Origin of the sequence: Bariatricus sp. HCP28S3_F11 (genome assembly GCF_052065395.1) — a bacterium.
GTDB lineage: Bacteria > Bacillota > Clostridia > Lachnospirales > Lachnospiraceae > Allocoprococcus.
The window spans coordinates 37,346-58,196 of the sequence record NZ_JBQHUC010000008.1; the positions used below are offsets into that span (position 1 = coordinate 37,346).

Below are 20,851 nucleotides of genomic sequence, written 5' to 3' on the forward strand. Positions count from 1 at the left end.
AGATATTGGGGCTGCGCTCCCTCTTTTTTCTCTGTTTTCAGCATTACAGAGGCGTGTGGCTATGAGTAACTTTACATAAAGATATGATTATATATAGATATATTCTATATATAAATAGAAATTAATAATTGGACTATAGAGTGCCGTAATGATATGATTTTTTATGACAAAAAATAATCATAAAGGAGATTAAAGGAATGGAGAAAAAATTCAACACAAAAGAAGTTGTCATTGTAGCTATGGTTGCTGCTGTAATTGGAGTAATTTATACATTGCTCGATTACGCTTATATGCCACTATCTGCTGTATTAGGAACTGTATTCATGGAACTTACGTTCGGTATTTATTTGCTTTCTGCTTCAGTGCCTATGTATCTGGTAAGAAAACCTGGGTTTGCTATTTTTGGGGGCCTTGTAACGGCTGGTGTTAACCTTTTACTTGGAAGTCCATATGGCTTACAGTTGGTTCTGGCAGGACTTTTGCAGGCAATCGGAATGGAAATTGCATATGCAATTGGAAAATATGACGGATCCATTAAAACAATGGTAATTGGTTCTATTCTTTCCGCAATATTGGTATTATGCAGAGATACATTTTTCTGGAATTCACCATGGGGCTATGGAATTACAGTTGCTATCGGAGTAGTTGTTGTTCGTTTGTTAAGCGCAACAGTTATCGGAATTCTTTTAGTTAAGATAATCGCTGCAGCATTACAGAAAACAGGAGTATTAAAAGGATTTGCATGTGTAAAATAGAGAATACAACAAATAAAAAAATTCTTGAATTACAAAATGTGACTTACACGTATGAAGGAGAGAAGCTTCCAGTTTGGAAGTTTCTCTCTTGTGCCTTTTTTGAAGGAAAAATACATGCAATTAGTGGCCCAAGTGGGTGCGGTAAAAGTTCTATTTTGTATTTGATTAATGGATTAATTCCACACATGTATGAAGGAAAACTGGAAGGAAAGATTCTCTTGGATAATGAGAATATTACAGATATGCTTCCGCGATATCGTTGTGAGAAGATTGGGTTTGTAATGCAGAATCCGGAAAGTCAGTTTTGTACTTTTACAGTAGAGGAAGAATTAGCATTTGGAATGGAAAATCTAGGTGTTTCACAAGAAAAAATGGGAACCAGAATCAAGGAAGTGCTGAAATATATTGGAATGCAAGGGTATGAAAAAACGGAATTAGACAACTTATCTGGTGGTCAAAAACAGAAGATCGCCATTGCTTCCGTTCTTGTTACAAAACCGAAAGTACTTCTTTTAGATGAGCCGACAGCAAATCTTGATCCGGAAAGCAGAAGGCAGATTTTTGATCTTATTGTAAGATTATCAAAGCAGGAAAATATTACAGTAATTATTGTCGAACACAATATTATGGAAATCATTGATGAAGTGGATTATTTTTACGCTCTTGATAAAGAAGGAAACTTAGAAATAAACTGTCAAAAAGGTGATTCGAAAGTTCTTGATTGGAAGAAAAAGAATTCTTTTGATTTTGAAATAAAAATAAAATCATCTATTATAAGAAAAGAATCCCCGATTGTTGAAATCAATAATCTTGCATTTGCTTATCCTATACCGGGAAAGAAAAAAGAAAAAGGAAAGGCCATTATAAAGGATTTTAATTTAAATATTTATAAGAATGAGCTTCTTGCTATTGTAGGGGAGAACGGTGTAGGAAAATCAACTCTTATGAAATTGATTTTTAAAGTGAATACGCCGGATAGTGGAACAGTGTCTATTTTGGGAAAACAATTAAAAGCTTATAAAAATAAAGAATTGTACAACAAAATCGGTTTAGTTTTTCAGAATCCGGAGAACCAATTTGTCACCAATACTGTTTGGGATGAAATGATGTTCAGCCTAAAAAGAATAAAAATCTCTAAAGAAGAAAAAGAACAACTTGTGCAAAAAATGTTGGAACAATTTCATCTGGAAGAAGAAAAGGAAAAAAGCCCATTTGTTTTAAGCCAGGGACAGAAGCGACGATTGAGTGTTGCCAGTATGCTGCTTACAAATCAAGAAATTTTATTTTTAGATGAGCCTACATATGGTCAGGACTTTGAAAATAGGCAGGAACTTATGAAAGATATGGAGAAACTTCTCGAACGAGGAATAACGATCGTTATGATTACGCACGACTTACAGTTGGTAAAGCAATATGCGACAAGGGTAGTAGAAATCAAAAACGGAACGATTGTGAAAGATGTCTCTACGTCAGATTTTTTTGAGATTAACAGAGGATAAAATATGTTTGCTTATATTGAATTAGATTCGTTTTTACATCGTAGAAATCCAATGATTAAACTAGTTGTGATAGCATTTATGACGATTTTGGTGTGTTTATCATACTATCCGGTTTTTCCGATTCTAACGTTTATCTTGGCTTTTTTTACTATTTGGATCGGTGGAAGGATTCCAATCGACAATCTGATTAGAAGATTATTCATGTTTATTGTCATTAGTTTTTTATTTATGCTGTCAATGCTAATATTAAGAGGATTTGATAATGAACCAGGAATCATATTAACTTTAGGGATTCTTAAATGGACAGAAAAAGACATTGTGCATGCAATCACTTTGGGATTTCGAATTCTTGCACTTGTTACAATGTCTATGGGATTTGTATTAACAACTCGTCCACGAGATTTAGTACTTAGTCTGATTATGCAATGTAAAATATCAATTCTTCATGGATATGCAACAATGGCAACCTATCGGTTCCTTCCAGAACTTCAGTCTCAGGTTGACACGATTCATTTGGCACAAGAAATCAGGGGGATTCCGTGGAATAAAGGCATTATTTCGAGATTTTCTTCCCCCTTCAGAGTAGCACTTCCCCTGTTTTGTGTTGCTGCAAGAAGAGGAGAACGAATAGCTTGTGCAATGGAAAGCCGTGGACTAGGAAGAGAGAATGAACGTACGTTTTATAAAAAAATCTGTATCGATAAAACAGACTGGATATTTTTAGCCGTATCGGTATTGATATATGCTGCAATTGCATTTATTTTGATGAAATTGGATTTATTTAAGTTTAATATTGCATCAATAAAATAAAGGAGGATCATAAACTATGCCATACAATCATCCAAACATAAAATATGGATTACCACATGAAGAATATCCAAGAGAAAGAATCAATGAGTGTATTGATTCTTTAAAAGAAGTCATTGATTTGAAAAGAGAACCGGTTGGAATCACGCTTCTTTTTACAAAAGAAGACTATGAAGAATACCCAATTGAAGAAACAACTGTTGCAACTACATATTGCGTTATGGTAAAGCAGGCGGTTGTTCAGGAGAAAGGGATAAAATGTAGATTAGAGCATCATAAATGCGATGGTGCAACAACGGCTTTTGCATTGGAGGAGAGTACAGAGAAAATTGAAAGCGGTATGGAGTATTTCTCTTATAATTTATATTCATCAGTAGCAGTAGCGAGAAGAATGCGTGAAGGAATAAAGAGCCTTCATAGAATGCCTGTTTCCACATATGGGCTTGCGATTGTACCACTTCGAGAGTGCACAAGAACACCGGATGTTATTATTGTAATGACGAACAGTTTGCAGACGATGCGATTGATTCAGGGTTATGAGTATTTCACAGGCAAGAAACCAATGATCGATATGGGGGCAATGCAGGGAATGTGTTCTGAACTGACAGTATCTCCATACCTTACAGGTGAAATGAATGTAAGTGTTTTATGTCCAAGTACCAGAATGCTTTGTAAATGGGATGAAAATGATATGGGAGTGGGAATACCGTTTGAATTGTTTGAAATGATTACGGAAGGTGTCGTGGCAACGAAACCAAATTACTAAAAACTAATCTGCAAAATCAAATGGAATGGGGCTGTCGGGATATCCGACGCCCCATCTACGCTTCACTAATTTATCGAAAATTTAAAATTTCAGAAAAAAACAGGAACTATTTATTTTTTTTCATGGTAAAGCTTCCGGTACTTACTTTAAATGCATTCATAATATTTCTAAAGCTTGCAACCGCAGTGAGCAGATAACCGATAATCAGATCACCGTAATAACTTCCCATCAAATCAGATTCAATCAGAACATCTTTCATGCTGACGTATGCATCAAAAAATGTAATATCATAATCTGCCTTGAATACATCATATATTTCCCACGACCAGGAAACATTATTTGCAAAATAAATCATGACGATCATAATAATTACGGAACCTATGACCCCTTTCTTATCCAGACGTCCGCCAAGAAGTTCATATCCTTTCATAGCACAGATTCCGATGACCGCACCTGCTATTCCTGCAATGTATCCGAGCTTATAGATCAGTACCCACAGAATACAGCCAAGAAGCGAACCCAGAAAAGCTCCAACAAGACCGGCTACAAGATTACTTTTCCGTGCAATGACAGACTGCTGATTTTGCCGGAGCGAATCCAGAACTTCATCCTTGCATTTCTGACAAAGATTATGTGGCCTGTCATTAATCTCATAACAATCTACAGGTTCTGCGAATGTTCCGCAGTACTCACATCCTGAGGTATATTGATTGCTAATTAGATAATCAATTACAGGATTGATGAATGTATTCAATATGTCCGGAGCATTTTTAGAATGTGCAGGTCCTTTGAATTGCAACAGAAGATACTTATCATATGCAGTTGCTTCTGTGATGAGCACTGATGATTGGCTGATCCTGCAGGAAAACTATAATCCAGAACAGAACCTAAAATATGAAAGTCTGTTTACCATCTATTACCGCGAATGAGAGTCCTGGTGAAAGTGGCATTTATATGGAGGTGGAAACCAGAAACAGGCATTTTCACGTGGGAGTCGGATGCTTTATAGAAGCGTATTGTGATGGAAAAAATATACTTCGTAACCGTATATTCCATGCTTTTGGAGAACAGGCAGTTGAATTTGCGGATTTTAAAGCAGAAGAAGGAAGATGTGTGGAACTTGTAAAATTCGTTTCCATGTATACGGAAATGGGCTGTCCGGAAGAAACGCTGCAGGAAGCAGTTTATAGAGAACTGAGTGGATTTGAGAAAGAGGGATATAGTGCAGAACTTTCCCGCCATTTAGAAGTATACGAGCGCATGTGGCAGCAGGCAGATGTACGAATTGTAGGTGACTGGGAGCTGGATCGGGCAGTCCGTTTCAATATTTTCCATTTGATGAGTACGGGAAATAAACGATGTGATCGTGTAAATTTGGGAGCCAAGCTGCTGTCAGGCGAAGAGTACGGCGGACATGCTTTCTGGGATACAGAACTTTTTATGCTTCCTTATTTCGCCTTTGTTTTTCCGAAAACGGCACAAAATCTAGAGAATTACCGATTTCATCTGCTGGATGCGGCCCGGGAAAATGCAGTTAAAAATGGTTTTAGGGGCGCACAGTATCCCTGGGAGTCCGCAGATGACGGTACGGAGCAATGCCCGGACTGGACGATCGAATCGGACGGGAACTGTACCCGATGCTATGTGGCGGTTTATGAGCACCATGTGACGGCAGCGGTTGCATACGGAATTTACAACTATGCAAAAATAACCGGTGATCAGGAATTCTTGTTTTCAAAAGGAGCAGAGATTCTGACAGAAACAGCAAGATTCTGGACAAGCCGATATAACTACATACCAGAGAAAAACCGCTACGATATTCTTCAGGTTACCGGACCGGATGAATGGCATGAACCGGTTGATAACAATGTTTATACAAATTATTTGGCACGATGGAATCTTCGTTATGTCATTTCCCTTGTGCGTAAAATGATAAATGAAGATCGGGAAGCGTACATTTCGCTTATTCAGAAAACCGGCCTTACAGATGACGAAATCGAATTCTGGGATCGGGTGCAGCAGAATCTGTATCTTCCAAAAAAAGAAGGGACCAGACTTCTGGAGCAGTTTGAAGGATATTTTGATTTGGAAGAAGTGCTGATTGAAGAGTATGATGAGAATGACTGGCCAATCCGGCCGAAAAAGCTGAATGAAATGAGCAAGAGTCAGACTCAAATCATCAAACAGGCAGATGTGGTTATGCTTCTATATCTCATGGGGCAGGAGTTCGACAAGGAAACGTTGAAGGAAAACTATGATTATTATGAGAAACGCACACTGCACGGATCGTCCTTAAGCCCAAGTATTTACGCCATAATGGGACTTAGAACAGGAGATACTTCCAAAGCGTATCGCTATCTGCGAAGATCTGCATTTATCAATCTTCTGGATTTGCAAAAGAATACGAGAGAAGGGATTCATGCGGCTAATACCGGTGGAGTATGGCAGACAGTTGTTTTTGGGTTTGCCGGTGTATCGGTAGAAGAAGATGGAGTCCTAAGCATTTCTCCAAAGATGCCGGAAGAATGGGAGTGTCTTACGTTCCGGCTTCATTATCGAGGTGCCTGGCTGGAGATCATTGTGAATCATGATAATCATGTGAAGGTGACGAAATTGGACGGTGATCCGATTGCTGTGCGCATAAATGGGGTTGCTCACGAAATGTAAGAAAATATAGAAATGAAATGTCAAAGCTGACTGCCCGTGGAATTAAGAGAGATCATATACGTTGTTATGGATTTGCATTTCAGGGGAAGAAGGTTTTTAATGGGAAATAGATTTTTTCATAACTATATGGATTTATATCTTTTTTCGAAATATTGATAGACATTATCTATAAATGGAAGTGTATATTACTATTACCAATTGGACTCTTTATAGGAATCGTGATAGCATAGAGCAGATGGAGGTATAACATGAAAAGACTGTTAATTGTATCACATTGTATTCTGAATACTGCGTCCAAAGTGGCAATGGATGAAAAAGAGCTTCAAGAGGAATACAGACTTAGACGTACCTTGATGACAAAGGTAATGGAAGACGATATTCAACTTTTGCAGCTCCCCTGCCCGGAATTCATCCTGTATGGCTCAAGAAGATGGGGACACGTAAAAGATCAGTTTGATCATCCGCATTTTCGTAAAGAATGCCGCAAGATGTTAGAACCGGTTCTCATGCAGCTGGAGGAATATCTAAGATATCCGGATGAGTACCAGGTGCTGGGAATCGTATCTGTGGATGGAAGCCCAAGCTGCGGTTATGGTCTTACCTGCAGGGGAAACTGGGGCGGAGAATTATCCGGAAATATGGATGAAGTTTCAGTTAAGGTGGGTACTTGTAAAGGCGTGAAGGAACCGGGAGTATTGATGGAAATTCTGGAAAAAGAATTAAAAGAACGGGAACTTCAGGTACCGATTTACAATATGAAAGATACAATTCAGTTGTTAGACTCCGTTTCTGGTAAGGAAACAAGCAAAAAGAATTGTTGAAAAAACCAGAACAGTAACATACATCTATAGGATGAGAAAGAAGGAGAAACAACTATGAAAAACAGAAAAGTGTATGTAACAGCATTTTGCGGAGTGTGTGTGGCGATGAATATCGTTCTCGGTATCATTACAGCAGCACTTGGAATTCCGCTGTACCTTGATACTTTGGGAACGGTTCTTTCTGCAGCGATTCTTGGACCGGTTCCGGGTATGATCGTGGGATCATTAAGCAATATTATTACAGGACTTATGTACAGTGTTACAGATATTCCGTTCTTCCTTGTAAATATGGCGGTAGGTCTGGTCGTTGGTCTTGTTGCCAAGAAGTTCACATGGTCTATTATCCCGGCAATTGTAACAGGTCTTGCATTAAGTGTGATCTGTCCTGCAATCGGAACACCGATCGGTATTTATGTATATGGTGGTCTGAACGGTTCTGTATCAGATATGCTAGTTACAGCATTAGTACAGGGAGGAAAGAGTATTTTCCAGGCATCATTCCTGAGAAATATCGCTTCTAACCTGATTGATAAGGTTGGAACCTGTATTATCGGCTGGGCACTGATTAAGGCAATGCCGGCGCGATTCCTGGATAATTTCAAAAAAGAGCAGTAAGGAATAAGAATGATTAAGATAAAAGACTTAATACACAAATATACAGTATGGGAGTCCGAAACCGAAAAAAGCAAAAAGACAGTATTGGATGGGATATCATTAGATATCCCATCCGGTCAATTTGTGGCAATATTAGGTGCAAATGGTTCCGGTAAATCGACGCTTGCCAAACATCTGAATGTGCTTCTGTTACCGGATGAAGGAACGGTCTGGATTGATGGAAAGAAAACGGAGGACAGAGCAGCTTTATGGGAAATTAGAGAAAAAGTCGGTATGGTTTTTCAGAATCCGGACAACCAGATCATCGGAACCAGTGTGGAAGAAGATGTGGCGTTTGGGCCGGAAAATAAGAATCTGGAACCGAATGAGATCCAGAAAAGAGTGACAACCAGTCTGAAAGAAGTCGGACTTCTTGAAAAGAGAAAAGCCTCTCCTTTCCGGTTGTCGGGAGGGCAGAAGCAGCGGGTTGCCATTGCCGGTGTTCTGGCAGGTCTGCCAAAATGTATTGTTCTAGATGAACCGACAGCCATGCTTGATCCGAAATCCAGAAAAGAAGTTTTACAAGTGGTACATGAATTAAATAAACAAAAAGGAATAACCGTGATCCTGATCACCCATCATACGGATGAGGTAGTAGATGCAGATCAGATTATTGTGATGGACAAGGGACACATTATAAAAAAGGGAACTCCAACAGAGATTTTTCAGGATCTGGAGCTGCTTCGAAGCGTAAAAATGGATGTGCCACAGGTGACGGAACTTGCGCAAAGACTCTATCAGGACGGTGTTCCCCTGGAACTTCCGGTTCTGACGGAGGAACAGTTTTTGGAACAGATGATGAAAATAAAGAACCATATGGAAGGGGGAATCCGAAAATGATGGAAGTAAGAAATCTCACATTTACATATGGGAAGAAGACTGTAAATGAATGCAAGGTTCTGGATGATATTTCGTTTGAAATCAGAGAAGGAGAATTGATTGGCCTGATTGGCTCTTCAGGATCTGGGAAAACAACATTGATCAAACATTTGAATGGACTTTTGAAAGCTGATTCTGGAGATATTCTGTTTCATGGACAAAGTATTTACGATAAAAAATATGTATTATCTAAATTGAGGAAAGAGGTTGGTCTTGTTTTTCAATATCCCGAACAACAGCTTTTTAAAAACACGGTACTTGCGGATGTCAGTTTCGGCCCGCTGAATATGGGATTGTCGCACGAAGATGCGGAAAAATCGGCAAAAGAGAGTCTGGAACTGGTCGGAATTGATTCGGACTATTACTATGTAAGTCCTCTTGAATTATCCGGAGGACAGAAGCGCTGTGTCGCCATTGCAGGTGTTCTTGCGATGAACCCGAAGATTCTTGTTATGGATGAGCCTGCTGCCGGACTGGATCCGGGGACCCGCAGGAGTATTTACCAGCTGGTAGAAAGAATCAAAAAGGAGCGGCAGATTGCAGTTGTTCTTGTGTCTCATCATATGGAGGATGTGGCAGAATATGCGGATAGAGTGCTTGTGCTTCATGATCACAGGCTTGTAAGACAAGGAACGGTCAGAGAGATTTTCAACCAGATTGATTATCTGAAAAGCATTGGAATCGGTGTACCTCAGATCACAGATGTTACAGAGAAACTTCGTCTGTCCGGTTTTCCGATTGAACATGCGGCTATTACTGTGGATGAGGCTGAAAAAATGATTCTCGAAGTGCTTCAAAAAAGGAAAGGAGAGCGCAGATGATACGAGATATTACGATCGGACAGTATTATGCAAATACCTCGGTTGTCCATAACATGGATCCCCGTACAAAATTGATGGGGGTACTGGTTTATGTGCTTACTCTTTTTCTGGTGAAAAACCCCCTTCTGTACCTGGTATATCTTGGAATTGTTTTCGTATTATATCACGTTTCAAAGGTTCCGCTTTCATTTATGCTGAAAGGACTGAAGGGGATAATAATTCTGCTGATTTTTACGTTCTGCTTTCGCTTGATTTGTACACCAGGGAATGTAGTAGCAAAGTTCTGGATTTTTCAAATCACGGAAGAAGGAATCATAAAAGCCATCAGCCTTACCTCCAGAATCGCGTTAATGATTCTGGGTGCATCTTTGTTATCCTATACAACAACACCAAAGGAGATGGCAGATGGACTGGAAAAAGCACTTTCTGGATTGGAGAAGTTTCATATACCGGTGCATGACATGACGGTGATCGTCATGATTGCGTTTCGCTTTATTCCGATTCTTCTGGAAGAGATCAACGTTCTTATGGATGCTCAGGCGGCCCGGGGTGTAGAATTTGAAAAATGCTCTGTTTTGAAAAAGTGTAAAAATGTGCTGACGCTTCTGATGCCATTATTCATGTCAACAGTAAGAAGATCATCTGATCTGGCGATGGCGATGGAAGCAAGAGGATATTCCGGAGATAAGCCAACTTCTAAAATGTACCCGTTGGTGTATCAAAAGCGGGACAGGATTGCATATGTTGTTTTGTTCTTCTTTGCTGTTCTGATGACCAGCTTACGAATCTGTCACGTCTGATCGAGTAATGATTCCAATTGGACAATCTTGAAACTCTGTAGTAAGATGAGAGTTAGAGGCAGTAAAACACGGTGTATTTTGTTTGAAGGAGCATCTGTATTATGAGAGAAAATTATCTTAGTATTGGAGAAATGGCCCACATTAATAACACAACAGTCCCGACACTCCGATTATATGATTCGCTTGGACTATTAAAACCATACTATACCGATCCAGAAACCCATTACCGATACTATGATATCAAACAAAACGCCCGCTTTGACATGATTCAGTATATGAAAGAACTGGGGATGGAATTAAAGGAAATCCGGGAAGTCCTGGATTCGGAAGATTTGCGTAAGATTGAATCGGTTCTTATCAGGAAAAGAGAACAGACCATACAGGATATCGAACATTTGAAAATCCAGCGAGATGCAATCGATCGAGCCATCGGCAGTATTGAAAGATACAGCAAATCTCCAAGCAGGGGAACGATCACATTGGAATATATACCGGCCAGGCGGATCTATTCGATGGAAACGGATGTAAATTTCTATGATCATGATATCGATACATATGAAAAAATTCTCAAGCAATTAAAACATAAACTGATCGATCATGACGTCCCGCCGGTTTATTATTGCAATGCCGGTACTCTTATGAAAAAAGAAGATTTCATCCGGAAGCAATATATTTCCAATAAGATTTTTGTATTTGTAGATGAGCATTTTCCATTGATTCATCAGACAGAAGTGATAGAAAACAATATGTATGCCTGCATTTATCTGGATGAGTTTGATTCAGAAAAAGAGTATGCCGAGCTGCTGCTTAGACATTGTAAAGATGAGCAGTTTGAAATTACAGGTGATTATATTTGTGAAGTGCTTACAGAGTTTAACGTTTTTGATTGTGAAAAAAGGTCCATGTATCTGCGCCTGCAGGTTCCTGTAAGTTTCTCAAAATAGTACAAAAATAATTAATAAAATAATTTTAGAAGCCTCCTTGACTCTCACCTTGCATGAGACGATATCATGTAAGTAAGTTAATAAGTGATGAACAATCAATCAAAGGAGGTTTTTCTTATGGAAAAAATTAAAGTTGTTCAGTATGGTTGTGGTAAGATGAGTAAATACACGCTTCGTTATCTTTACGAAACAGGCTGTCAGATCGTAGGTGCCATTGACACGAATCCGGCTATTGTAGGAATGGACGTAGGCGATTATGCAGGACTTGGAATCAAAACAGGAGTTTTGATCAGTGATAAAGCAGACGAAGTGCTCGATAATACGGATCCGGATATTGCGGTTGTGACTTTGTTCAGTCTGGTGAGTGACTGCTTCCCGCATTATATGAAGTGTCTGGAAAGAGGAATTAGTGTCATTTCCACCTGTGAGGAAGCTACTTATTGTTGGACGACTGATCCGGTTCGTGCAAATCTTCTTGATGTAACAGCAAAAGAACACGGATGTACATTTGTAGGAAGTGGTATGGAAGATATTTTCTGGGTAAATATGGTAGGCATGGTTGCCGGAGGGTGTCATAAGATTGAGAAAATTGAAGGTGCTGTAAGTTATAATGTAGAAGATTACGGACTTGCACTTGCAAAAGCGCATGGAGTAGGACTGACTCCGGAAGAATTTGAAAAGCAGATCGCTCATCCGGAAGAAATCGAACCTTCTTACGTATGGAATTCAAACGAAGCCCTCGCTTCCAAGATGGGATGGACGATCAAGAGCCAGACACAGAAATGCGTTCCGTATTTCCATGACAGTGATCTGTATTCATCTACGCTGGGTGATACCATTCCGAAAGGAAACTGTATTGGAATGGCTGCAGTTGTAACAACCGAGACATTCCAGGGACCGGTCATCGAAACCCAGTGCATTGGTAAAGTCTATGGACCGGATGATGGAGATATGTGTGACTGGAAGATTACCGGCGAACCGGATACAGAATTTCATGTTGTGAAACCGGCAACCGTTGAACACACCTGTGCAACAATTGTAAATCGTATTCCGTCTGTATTACGTGCACCGTCCGGACTGGTAACAATGGATCAGCTGGAGGAGATTGCATATCCTACTTATCCGATGGAATTCTATTTGAACAAATAAACCATAAATGAAAAATCACCACCATATCAGAGCTTATACTCGGAAATGGTGGTGATTTTTTTGCAAAATTCTGTTACAATGCAAAAGAAAGATAAAGATAAAGGCAGGTATACATACCAATGAAGATTATCATTTCCCCTGCAAAACAGATGAAAGAGAATCACGATTTTATGGCAGCCACCTCACTCCCTGTGATGCTAGACCGCACGGAACGAATTCTCCGTCAGATGAAACAGTTTGACCGGGCAGAATTGAAGAAGCTCTTCCGCGCAAATGACAAGATTACGGAAGAGAATTTCCAGCGTTACCAGAATATGGATCTTAGAAAAGGCCTGACACCGGCTGTCCTTTCGTATAATGGACTTGCATTCAACAACATGGCGCCGCAGGTCTTTACGGACGGGCAGTGGGAGTATGTAAAGAAGAATCTGAAAATTCTAAGTGGGTTTTATGGAATATTGAATGCAACTGACGGTGTCGTCCCCTATCGTCTGGAAATGCAGACAAGAGTTGGAATTGACGGAGCTAAGGATTTATATGATTTCTGGGGAGACAGTCTTTACCGGAGAATTGCGGATGAAGTGAGAGAGGATGTATCAGAGGGAATAGAACCGATCATCCTGAATCTTGCATCAAAAGAATACAGTCAGGCTGTGGAACCGTTTGTTGAAGCAAATATCCGATTTGTCACATGCGTCTTTGCAGAGTATTCCGGTGATAAATTGATCACCAAAGGAACGAAAGCGAAGATGGCAAGAGGTCAGATGGTCGCTTTTCTCGCGAATGAACATGCACAGGATCTGAATGTCGTGAAGCAATTTTCTGGTATGGGGTTCCGGTATAGTGAAGAACATTCTTCAGAAAAAGAAATGATGTTTATTCAAGTTTAGTTAAAGCTCTGCAATTGTTAACTTTTATAGAATTACAGGTTGACAATCAGCCCGCGTTTGTATATACTGTGAACATACAAAAAGAAATGGAGGCATATTGATATGCAAAAATCAAAATTATCAGTTCAGGATATATGCAGTATTGCAATCATGGCGGCGCTGACGGCGGTTATGGCACAGATTTCGATTCCGATGCCGATGGGGGTTCCGATGACGATGCAGACCTTTGCGATTACACTTGCCGCTGTCATCCTTGGATCTAAAAAAGGTGCACTTTCCATTCTGGTCTATGTACTGATGGGAGCAGTGGGAATTCCGGTATTTGCGGGATTCAGTGGTGGAATCCAGAATTTGATCGGACCGACAGGCGGATTCATCATTTCCTTCCCAATCATGGCATTTATTATCGGAATCGGAGTGGAACACAAAGATAAAAAAGGAATGTTTACGTTGATGCTGATTCTTGGAACGGTTTCCAATTATGTTGTTGGCGTTATCATGTTCTGTATCATTGCGAAAGCGCCGGTATGGACAGGAATTTCAGCCTGTGTTCTTCCGTTTATTCCTACGGCGATTATTAAGGCGGTTCTTGCATCTGTGCTTGGACTTCAGATTCATAAAAGACTGGGAGCGGCATTACAATGGAATTAAGACCACATCATTTATTATGCACGCAGGCATATAGCGGGAAAGGGTACAACGAGGAAAATGACACCGGAAATGCTGGAGGACATCTGTGAGGGGTGCAGCTGGTATCCGGTCAGTGCATGCCGTAGAATTCTTGTGGGAAAAATGTCGAAAGATAGAATCATAAATTAAGCCGGGGACATGATTTTGGAATAGAATCATGTCTCTTTTTCTTATATATAAAAATTTATAGAGATTTTATGTGACTATGGTAAAAGAAAATGATAGAATAATGTCAGTATAAAAAATGAATAAGGCAGGTTATAACAGGATGGACAGTGAACTTAGATTCGCAATCCTTATTGATGCGGATAATATTTCAGATAAATATATTAAGACGATACTGGACGAGACAGCGAACAGCGGTATCGCCACATATAAGAGAATTTATGGAGACTGGACGAGCCCGAGGCTTGCATCATGGAAGAATGTACTTCTGGAGAATTCAATTATACCGATGCAGCAGTACAGCTATACTACCGGCAAGAATTCGACCGATTCGGCGATGATCATCGATGCGATGGATATTCTGTATTCCGGAAATGTAGACGGGTTCTGTATTGTATCGTCAGACAGTGATTTCACCCGTCTTGCTTCGAGACTGAGAGAGTCTGGTATGCAGGTGATCGGAATGGGAGAGGAGAAAACACCTCAGCCTTTCATTTCGGCATGCAATCAATTCAAGTATCTGGATCTGATCTGTGCCAGCCAGCAGGAAGAGGAAATGTGTGAAAAGGCAGACGACGCGAAGAGTACTGAGAAAGTTCATCAGAAATCTTCACAGAGCAAACGAAAGAAGAAAGACTTAAAGCGGGTACGAAGAACGATCAATGCAATCATCGAGAAGTTTTCTGATGATGAAGGGTGGATTTATACCGGGAAATTAGGAGATCAGCTTTCCAAGAGGATGCCGGATTTTGATGTACGTAATTATGGATTTTCCAAGCTCACACCATTTATTCGTTCTCTTGGGGATTATGAAGTTAAGAAATTACCTTTAGAAAATGGTCAAAAACAGATCTGCTGCAGAATCAAAACAGAGAAGCAGAAGAATGGAAAAGAAAAGGAGTGATTCATATGTTAGAGATTGTTTGTTTAATATGGCTGTGGCGTGTAAATGGTAAGAATGCCGCAGCAAATGGGCAGAGCCCGAGAAAATATCGTATTATGACACTTGCGCTATGGTTCGGAATGGAATTTACCGGATGCTTCGCAGGGGCGATCCTCATGGCTTTGTTGTTCCCGAATGATGATCCTTTCACAGGTGCGTTTATTTTAGGCTGTGTCGGAGCAGTGATCGGAGGATACATGTCTTATGTGGCAGCGAAGAATTCTCCGAAAGTGGATCAGACGTCACAGACATCCAATCCGTGGAATCAGGTACAGAACCAATGGAATCCTTCTCAGAATAACCAGGGCTATCGTTTAAACAGAGAGCCAAACGACCAGGATCAGGCGCAGAACCAGTGGAATCAGGCGCAGAATCCATGGGATGCCCAGCAGCAGAATGAAGCTGTAAAACAAAACCCGGTCAATGATGCCGACTGTCTGGAAATGCCGGCGACAATTCATATCATTTCAGAAAAGGGAGGATATGAGGGATGTCAGGATTCGTTTTTCCTTAACGGAAATCCGATCTGTATGCTAGGACCTGGAAGTGAGTATGCATTTTCGACGAATGTGAAAAAGAATACGATTACGATAGGAAGTCCGGTACAGCCCGCAGAAGACAGCGAACATTGTGTACGGTTCATCGCATCTGAGATGGGATATATTGAAATTCATACATCAGCAGGAAAAATGCTGCCGGAAAAATTCAAAAACTTCAAATAAAGCAGATATATAAAGCCAGTGACCAACATATATTTACAACAAAATGGTTAATGGCAGAACTATGAGACGGGAATCAGACCAGAATGGGAAAATGCTGGGATATCGAATTGCGGATGCGGCAAATATGCCGAAAGATGTTATGCTTGGTGTCCCCATAGTGACCATGACAGGGCAGTTGGAAGTAAACGTTGAGAATTATCGCGGGATTCTGGAGTATACAGATATCCTGATACGCATAAAGAGTAAATGCGGACAGATTAGGATCACCGGAAAAAATCTTCAGATTGCTTATTACACAAATGACGAGATGAAAATCACGGGACGAGTGGAGAAGGTTGAGTATCTATAGCAGAAAGGGCTGAAAAGTGTATGCTGATTGCCGTTTTACAATATATTTCCGGATATCTCAGAATCAGGGTGGAAGGATATTCGCCGGAGCGTTTCATCAATCTCTGCAGTTATCATGGAATCTATCTATGGAATTTAAAACCGTGCGGACACGCATACGAAATGAATATCAGTGTCCGTGGATTTCGCGAATTAAAGCCTGTTATACGCAAAACGAGAACGAAGGTTGTGATCATGGAGCGGGCAGGCTTTCCTTTTTTTTTACACAAATACCGAAAACGGAAGCTGTTTTTCGGTGGAATCTTCTTCTGTATTATCTTTGTTTATGTCATGTCGCTTTTTGTATGGAATATCCATATCGACGGGAATCTTTCGCGGACAGACGAGACCATGCTGGAATTTTTGGAATCAGAAGGAATCTACCATGGAATGTTAAAATCGAAAGTAGACTGTGACCAGATCGTTAGGGATATCCGGAAGGAATACGATAATGTAATCTGGGCGTCGGCATATGTAACCGGAACACGTCTCATGATCCGTGTGAAAGAAAATACAGACCGGGTCATGGAGGAAACAGAAGACTCTGAGCTGGATCGTGCAAATGGACAGCCGGCAGATATTATTGCGGAAAAGGACGGAATCATTCTTGAAATCATAACGCGGGAAGGTGTTCCAATGGTTCACGAGGGAGATTCGGTACAAAAAGGAGATATCCTTGTGAGTGGTACAGTTGAAATTCTTAATGATGCAAAAGAAGTCATTGGATATCAGTACCATCAGGCTGATGCTGATATTACTGCGCAAACAGTATATTCCTATGAAGACAGTCTGCCGATCACTTATGAGATAAAAAAAAGGACAGGAAATAAGAAATATGTATGTTGGATAGAAACGGATCAGTATTTATTCAAACTGGGAACCGGAAAGAATGAATTTGCACACAAAACATATACTACACTTGAGAAGCGTTTTTGTATTGGTGAACATTTCTGGCTTCCTGTCACTCTGGGCATGGATGTGATCGAGGAATATCAGCCGGTCAATAAAAAACATCAGGAAAAAGAGTATCAGGAAAAATTGTCTGCTGATTTTCAAAAATTCTGTCTTAATTTAGAGAAAAAAGGGGTTCAAATTTTGGAGAATAATGTTAAAATATACAGTGATACTGCGCGTGCATCTGCCAGGGGTACTCTGACACTTGCAGAAACAATTGGCTCGAAACACCTGACTGCAAAAAAGGAGCTGCCATCAAGTGATGCTAAAGATACGCAACAGGAAGGAAATTGAGATATGGGAATTCTTGAGACTGAAATCGAGATACCGGCAGAACACGAACGGAATGTCTTCGGACAGTTCGATGTTTTTGCCAAAAAGATAGAACGTACATTACATGTGACGTTAATCGCACGAGACGGAAAAGTGAAGATTCTTGGTGATGAGCGTAATGTAGAACGTGCAGAGAGGACACTTACCCAGCTTACAGAATTGTCTCGCCGCGGGAATGTTATACAGGAACAGAATGTAGACTATACCCTATCACTGACAATGGATGACAGCACCGAAAGTGTCCTGGAGATTGACAAAGATTTGATCTGTTATACACTTCAGGGTAAGCCGATCAAACCGAAAACGCTTGGACAGAAGAAATATGTAGATGCCATTCGGGAAGATATGATCACCTTTGGTCTGGGCCCTGCAGGAACAGGAAAGACTTATCTTGCGATGGCAATGGCAATCACCGCATTTAAGCAGAATGAAGTGGGCAGGATCATTCTGACGCGGCCTGCAATCGAAGCTGGTGAGAAGCTTGGCTTCCTTCCGGGAGATTTGCAGAGTAAGATCGATCCCTACCTGCGTCCACTTTATGACGCATTGTACCAGATCATGGGTGCGGAGAGTTTTCAGAAGAATTCGGAGAAAGGCTTGATCGAAGTTGCACCGCTTGCCTACATGCGTGGAAGAACACTGGATAATGCGTTTATTATTCTGGATGAGGCACAGAATACAACTCCGGCTCAGATGAAAATGTTCCTCACACGAATCGGTTTTGGCTCCAAAGTGGTGATTACCGGTGATTCGACACAGAAAGATCTTCCATCCGGTCAGACATCCGGTCTGGATGTGGCAATCAACGTAGTAAAGAATATCGATGGAATTTCCATCTGTCAGTTGACCAGCCGAGACGTTGTTCGGCATCCTCTGGTACAGAAGATCGTCAAAGCATATGAAGATTATGAACAGAAAACGGAACTTAAGAAAAAGAGAAGCAAGGACAGAAGGAAACGGTACGAAAGATGAGAATTTATTTAGAAAATGAAGGAGATCTGGAATTGGATCTCAATTATCAGGAAGTCGCCCAAAGAGTCGGGGATGCCGTCCTGGATTATGAACAGTGTCCGTATGAATCCGAAGTGGAGCTCCTTTTGACCATGGATGAAGAGATCCGTGAGATGAACCGGGAATTCCGGGATATAGACCGTGCAACAGACGTGCTCTCTTTCCCGATGATCGCATATGAGTCTCCCGCGGATTTTGCATTTCTGGAAGAAGATGAGAGTTGTTTTGATCCGGACACCGGAGAACTGATGCTTGGAAACATTGTCATTTCCAAACAGAAAGTGGTCGAGCAGGCAGAAGAATACGGACATACGGTCGAGCGGGAATATGCATTTCTTATCGCGCACAGTATGCTTCATTTACTGGGGTACGATCACATGGAAGAAGAGGAACGTGCGGTGATGGAGAAGAAACAGCGGGAAATTCTCGACGGACTGGGAATAACCCGATAATCTGGAAATGAGATAAATGAGGTGCTATATGGCAAAAAAGAAACAATCGAAAGGCGGAGGATTTCTTGCACAAGGAATCATCCTTGCATCGGCAGGTATCATCACAAAAATCATAGGTTTCATATACCGGATCCCGATGCTGAATTTTATGGGGCTCGATGGACAGGGATATTACGATATCGCTTTCCAGGTCTACACAATTGCTCTTACAATATCATCCTACAGCTTACCGCTCGCTGTTTCCAAGCTGGTTTCTGCCAGAATGGCAAAAGGAGAAAGAAAAAATGCATATCGTGTTTTCAAGGCAGCTATGCTTTTTGCCTTTGTGGCAGGAGGATTGATCACACTGGTCGTACTATTAGGGGCAGATACGATTGCAACAAATATTATGGGGGCGAAGCTCAGTTCCTATGCACTTAAGGTACTGGCACCCGGACTTCTGATCGTATCGATCATGGGTGTACTGCGAGGATATTTTCAGGGACTCGGAACCATGATTCCGACTGCACTTTCCCAGATACTCGAGCAGATCGTGAATGCGGTAGTCAGCGTTGTCGGTGCTGCGATGCTTTTGAAGTATGGAGAAAGTGTAGCAAAGACCCAGGGCAACGAACTTCTGGCGGCTGCATATTCTTCGGCAGGCGGTACCCTTGGTACCGTGGCAGGTGCTCTGATGGGCCTTGTATTTCTGGGATTCAGTTATTGTGCTTATAAGTCTATTCAGAAGAAACAGCTTCGCATGGACCGATCAAAGCACACTGAGGATTATAAGACGATCTTCAAGTTGTTGCTTCTTACGATCGCACCTGTCATCTTGAGTACGACCGTATATAATTTAAGTAATGTCGTTGACAGTGCCATGTTCAACAAGATTATGACAGCGCAGGGATTTTCGGAAAAAGAATGTGTTACCTTACTTGGTAAATTAGGTCAGTATTATACTTTATTCAATGTTCCTCTTGCCGTCGCAAATGCGCTTGGATCTTCCATGATTCCGGGGCTGGTCCGTGCGTATGAGAGCCATGAGCGCAAACTGGTACATAACCGGATTTATATGGCGGCCAGATATACGATGCTGATTGCAATCCCAAGTGCGGTTGGATTCTTTGTACTCGGAGAACCGATCATGAATTTCATCTGGCCGAGCGTGGATAATTCGATGCAGAACATGATCTGGAAGATCGGTGCGATCTCGCTGATTTTCTATTCACTTTCCACCATTACAAATGCCGTACTTCAGGGACTGAACCGAATGATGAAACCGGTGAAGAATGCAACGGTGTCTTTGATCCTTCATCTGGTCTCCCTGTTTATCATGATGGTCGTATTTAAGTGGGGACTTTATGCAGTGATTGTAAGCAAGATCGTTTTCTCACTTAGCATGTGTATCATGAATTCGCATGATATCCGTGAAGCATGCGGATATGTTCAGGAACGCCAGCGAACCTTTGTGATTCCGGGAATCGCAGCCGGTATCATGGGAATCGCGGCATACCTCGCACACCTGGTACTCGATATTTTTGTTGGCGGAAGATTTGCGACGTTAGTTGCACTGTTCACGGCTGTGATTGTCTATGCCGTGTGCCTGCTGAAAATGGGAGGACTTACGGAAGATGAACTTTTATCCATGCCGAAAGGCGCAACACTGATCAGCATTTGCCGTAAACTTCATTTATTGAACGACAGTGCATACTAAGATTGTATAATTCTGTGAAAATGGTTGATACTGTATACAAAAAGGA

22 protein-coding genes are annotated in these 20,851 nt (G+C 41.0%); 21 read left to right on the forward strand and 1 reads right to left on the reverse strand.

All coding sequences use genetic code 11. The annotated features are described in order from the left end of the window. Window positions 1–197 precede the first annotated feature (197 nt). From ACTNBR_RS05705 to ACTNBR_RS05720, 4 genes are read left to right on the forward strand one after another with little or no spacing between them, the layout of a single operon-like run. Window positions 198–755: an ECF transporter S component gene (locus ACTNBR_RS05705; protein ID WP_427806521.1), complete on the forward strand. Its 558-nt coding sequence runs from the start codon at window positions 198–200 to the stop codon at window positions 753–755. Further along, window positions 743–2,254 (forward strand): ABC transporter ATP-binding protein, encoded by a 1,512-nt coding sequence (locus ACTNBR_RS05710; RefSeq protein ID WP_441016999.1) that lies wholly within the window; start codon window positions 743–745, stop codon window positions 2,252–2,254. Before ACTNBR_RS05705 ends, ACTNBR_RS05710 begins: the two co-directional genes overlap by 13 nt. 3 nt (window positions 2,255–2,257) lie before the next feature. Further along, window positions 2,258–3,064 carry an energy-coupling factor transporter transmembrane component T family protein gene (locus ACTNBR_RS05715; RefSeq protein WP_441017002.1) on the forward strand — a complete coding sequence of 269 codons (807 nt, stop codon included), beginning with the start codon at window positions 2,258–2,260 and terminating at the stop codon, window positions 3,062–3,064. 16 nt (window positions 3,065–3,080) lie between these two features. Further along, complete coding sequence (locus ACTNBR_RS05720; RefSeq protein WP_427806525.1) at window positions 3,081–3,827, forward strand: DUF169 domain-containing protein; 747 nt, start codon at window positions 3,081–3,083, stop codon at window positions 3,825–3,827. A gap of 106 nt (window positions 3,828–3,933) precedes the next feature. Here the strand turns inward: ACTNBR_RS05720 and ACTNBR_RS05725 are convergent, their stop codons facing one another. Continuing rightward, window positions 3,934–4,668 carry a hypothetical protein gene (locus ACTNBR_RS05725; RefSeq protein ID WP_441017005.1) on the reverse strand — a complete coding sequence of 245 codons (735 nt, stop codon included), beginning with the start codon at window positions 4,666–4,668 and terminating at the stop codon, window positions 3,934–3,936. 113 nt (window positions 4,669–4,781) lie between these two features. On the opposite strand from ACTNBR_RS05725, the gene ACTNBR_RS05730 reads away from it, so the two are divergent. The 17 genes from ACTNBR_RS05730 to ACTNBR_RS05810 all read left to right on the forward strand — a co-directional run bounded on the left by ACTNBR_RS05730 (window position 4,782) and on the right by ACTNBR_RS05810 (window position 20,805). Further along, entirely contained in the window at window positions 4,782–6,494 is a 1,713-nt protein-coding gene (locus ACTNBR_RS05730; RefSeq protein ID WP_441042680.1) for a glycoside hydrolase family 65 protein, read from the forward strand. Window positions 6,495–6,742: 248 nt separating this feature from the next. Continuing rightward, window positions 6,743–7,315 (forward strand): CD3072 family TudS-related putative desulfidase, encoded by a 573-nt coding sequence (locus ACTNBR_RS05735; protein WP_427819814.1) that lies wholly within the window; start codon window positions 6,743–6,745, stop codon window positions 7,313–7,315. A gap of 54 nt (window positions 7,316–7,369) precedes the next feature. Beyond that, window positions 7,370–7,930 (forward strand): CD3073 family putative ECF transporter S component, encoded by a 561-nt coding sequence (locus ACTNBR_RS05740; RefSeq protein WP_427806530.1) that lies wholly within the window; start codon window positions 7,370–7,372, stop codon window positions 7,928–7,930. A 3-nt stretch (window positions 7,931–7,933) separates the two neighbouring features. Continuing rightward, complete coding sequence (locus ACTNBR_RS05745) at window positions 7,934–8,809, forward strand: energy-coupling factor transporter ATPase (protein WP_427806614.1); 876 nt, start codon at window positions 7,934–7,936, stop codon at window positions 8,807–8,809. Further along, window positions 8,806–9,669 (forward strand): energy-coupling factor transporter ATPase, encoded by an 864-nt coding sequence (locus tag ACTNBR_RS05750; protein WP_441017011.1) that lies wholly within the window; start codon window positions 8,806–8,808, stop codon window positions 9,667–9,669. Before ACTNBR_RS05745 ends, ACTNBR_RS05750 begins: the two co-directional genes overlap by 4 nt. Then, the gene (locus ACTNBR_RS05755) at window positions 9,666–10,469 is read left to right on the forward strand and encodes an energy-coupling factor transporter transmembrane component T family protein (protein ID WP_427806532.1); all 804 of its coding nucleotides are present in this window, start codon (window positions 9,666–9,668) and stop codon (window positions 10,467–10,469) included. The genes ACTNBR_RS05750 and ACTNBR_RS05755 overlap by 4 nt, the downstream gene beginning before the upstream one ends. Window positions 10,470–10,570: 101 nt before the next feature. Then, a complete protein-coding gene (locus tag ACTNBR_RS05760) occupies window positions 10,571–11,413 on the forward strand; it encodes a MerR family transcriptional regulator (RefSeq protein ID WP_441017014.1) in 843 nt (280 codons plus the stop codon). Window positions 11,414–11,530: 117 nt separating this feature from the next. Next, on the forward strand, window positions 11,531–12,562 hold the full coding sequence (locus tag ACTNBR_RS05765) for a dihydrodipicolinate reductase (RefSeq protein ID WP_427819817.1): 1,032 nt from the start codon (window positions 11,531–11,533) through the stop codon (window positions 12,560–12,562). A gap of 119 nt (window positions 12,563–12,681) precedes the next feature. Next, the gene (gene yaaA / locus ACTNBR_RS05770) at window positions 12,682–13,452 is read left to right on the forward strand and encodes a peroxide stress protein YaaA (RefSeq protein WP_427819818.1); all 771 of its coding nucleotides are present in this window, start codon (window positions 12,682–12,684) and stop codon (window positions 13,450–13,452) included. A gap of 102 nt (window positions 13,453–13,554) precedes the next feature. Beyond that, window positions 13,555–14,103 (forward strand): biotin transporter BioY, encoded by a 549-nt coding sequence (locus ACTNBR_RS05775; protein WP_441017017.1) that lies wholly within the window; start codon window positions 13,555–13,557, stop codon window positions 14,101–14,103. 307 nt (window positions 14,104–14,410) lie between these two features. Continuing rightward, a complete protein-coding gene (locus ACTNBR_RS05780) occupies window positions 14,411–15,211 on the forward strand; it encodes an NYN domain-containing protein (protein WP_427819819.1) in 801 nt (266 codons plus the stop codon). Between the two features lie 5 nt (window positions 15,212–15,216). After that, window positions 15,217–15,972 (forward strand): hypothetical protein, encoded by a 756-nt coding sequence (locus ACTNBR_RS05785; protein ID WP_441017019.1) that lies wholly within the window; start codon window positions 15,217–15,219, stop codon window positions 15,970–15,972. Window positions 15,973–16,033: 61 nt separating this feature from the next. After that, window positions 16,034–16,321: a sporulation protein YqfC gene (gene yqfC / locus ACTNBR_RS05790; RefSeq protein ID WP_427806537.1), complete on the forward strand. Its 288-nt coding sequence runs from the start codon at window positions 16,034–16,036 to the stop codon at window positions 16,319–16,321. A gap of 20 nt (window positions 16,322–16,341) precedes the next feature. Beyond that, window positions 16,342–17,607 (forward strand): sporulation protein YqfD, encoded by a 1,266-nt coding sequence (gene yqfD / locus ACTNBR_RS05795; protein WP_441017022.1) that lies wholly within the window; start codon window positions 16,342–16,344, stop codon window positions 17,605–17,607. Window positions 17,608–17,610: 3 nt separating this feature from the next. Then, window positions 17,611–18,618: a PhoH family protein gene (locus ACTNBR_RS05800; RefSeq protein ID WP_427819822.1), complete on the forward strand. Its 1,008-nt coding sequence runs from the start codon at window positions 17,611–17,613 to the stop codon at window positions 18,616–18,618. Beyond that, window positions 18,615–19,109, forward strand: coding sequence for an rRNA maturation RNase YbeY (gene ybeY, locus ACTNBR_RS05805; protein ID WP_427806542.1), 495 nt, complete (start codon window positions 18,615–18,617; stop codon window positions 19,107–19,109). The genes ACTNBR_RS05800 and ybeY overlap by 4 nt, the downstream gene beginning before the upstream one ends. A 28-nt stretch (window positions 19,110–19,137) precedes the next feature. Beyond that, window positions 19,138–20,805, forward strand: a complete 1,668-nt coding sequence (locus ACTNBR_RS05810; protein WP_441017025.1) for a putative polysaccharide biosynthesis protein — start codon at window positions 19,138–19,140, stop codon at window positions 20,803–20,805. Window positions 20,806–20,851 lie beyond the last annotated feature (46 nt).

What these genes read in the sequence shown, in the direction of transcription:
- ACTNBR_RS05705 (WP_427806521.1), top strand. Translation starts at nt 198, where the DNA reads ATGGAGAAAAAATTCAACACAAAAGAAGTTGTCATTGTAGCTATGGTT.
- ACTNBR_RS05710 (WP_441016999.1), top strand. Translation starts at nt 743, where the DNA reads ATGTGTAAAATAGAGAATACAACAAATAAAAAAATTCTTGAATTACAA.
- ACTNBR_RS05715 (WP_441017002.1), top strand. Translation starts at nt 2,258, where the DNA reads ATGTTTGCTTATATTGAATTAGATTCGTTTTTACATCGTAGAAATCCA.
- ACTNBR_RS05720 (WP_427806525.1), top strand. Translation starts at nt 3,081, where the DNA reads ATGCCATACAATCATCCAAACATAAAATATGGATTACCACATGAAGAA.
- ACTNBR_RS05730 (WP_441042680.1), top strand. Translation starts at nt 4,782, where the DNA reads ATGGAGGTGGAAACCAGAAACAGGCATTTTCACGTGGGAGTCGGATGC.
- ACTNBR_RS05735 (WP_427819814.1), top strand. Translation starts at nt 6,743, where the DNA reads ATGAAAAGACTGTTAATTGTATCACATTGTATTCTGAATACTGCGTCC.
- ACTNBR_RS05740 (WP_427806530.1), top strand. Translation starts at nt 7,370, where the DNA reads ATGAAAAACAGAAAAGTGTATGTAACAGCATTTTGCGGAGTGTGTGTG.
- ACTNBR_RS05750 (WP_441017011.1), top strand. Translation starts at nt 8,806, where the DNA reads ATGATGGAAGTAAGAAATCTCACATTTACATATGGGAAGAAGACTGTA.
- ACTNBR_RS05755 (WP_427806532.1), top strand. Translation starts at nt 9,666, where the DNA reads ATGATACGAGATATTACGATCGGACAGTATTATGCAAATACCTCGGTT.
- ACTNBR_RS05760 (WP_441017014.1), top strand. Translation starts at nt 10,571, where the DNA reads ATGAGAGAAAATTATCTTAGTATTGGAGAAATGGCCCACATTAATAAC.
- ACTNBR_RS05765 (WP_427819817.1), top strand. Translation starts at nt 11,531, where the DNA reads ATGGAAAAAATTAAAGTTGTTCAGTATGGTTGTGGTAAGATGAGTAAA.
- yaaA (WP_427819818.1), top strand. Translation starts at nt 12,682, where the DNA reads ATGAAGATTATCATTTCCCCTGCAAAACAGATGAAAGAGAATCACGAT.
- ACTNBR_RS05775 (WP_441017017.1), top strand. Translation starts at nt 13,555, where the DNA reads ATGCAAAAATCAAAATTATCAGTTCAGGATATATGCAGTATTGCAATC.
- ACTNBR_RS05780 (WP_427819819.1), top strand. Translation starts at nt 14,411, where the DNA reads ATGGACAGTGAACTTAGATTCGCAATCCTTATTGATGCGGATAATATT.
- ACTNBR_RS05785 (WP_441017019.1), top strand. Translation starts at nt 15,217, where the DNA reads ATGTTAGAGATTGTTTGTTTAATATGGCTGTGGCGTGTAAATGGTAAG.
- yqfC (WP_427806537.1), top strand. Translation starts at nt 16,034, where the DNA reads ATGAGACGGGAATCAGACCAGAATGGGAAAATGCTGGGATATCGAATT.
- yqfD (WP_441017022.1), top strand. Translation starts at nt 16,342, where the DNA reads ATGCTGATTGCCGTTTTACAATATATTTCCGGATATCTCAGAATCAGG.
- ACTNBR_RS05800 (WP_427819822.1), top strand. Translation starts at nt 17,611, where the DNA reads ATGGGAATTCTTGAGACTGAAATCGAGATACCGGCAGAACACGAACGG.
- ybeY (WP_427806542.1), top strand. Translation starts at nt 18,615, where the DNA reads ATGAGAATTTATTTAGAAAATGAAGGAGATCTGGAATTGGATCTCAAT.
- ACTNBR_RS05810 (WP_441017025.1), top strand. Translation starts at nt 19,138, where the DNA reads ATGGCAAAAAAGAAACAATCGAAAGGCGGAGGATTTCTTGCACAAGGA.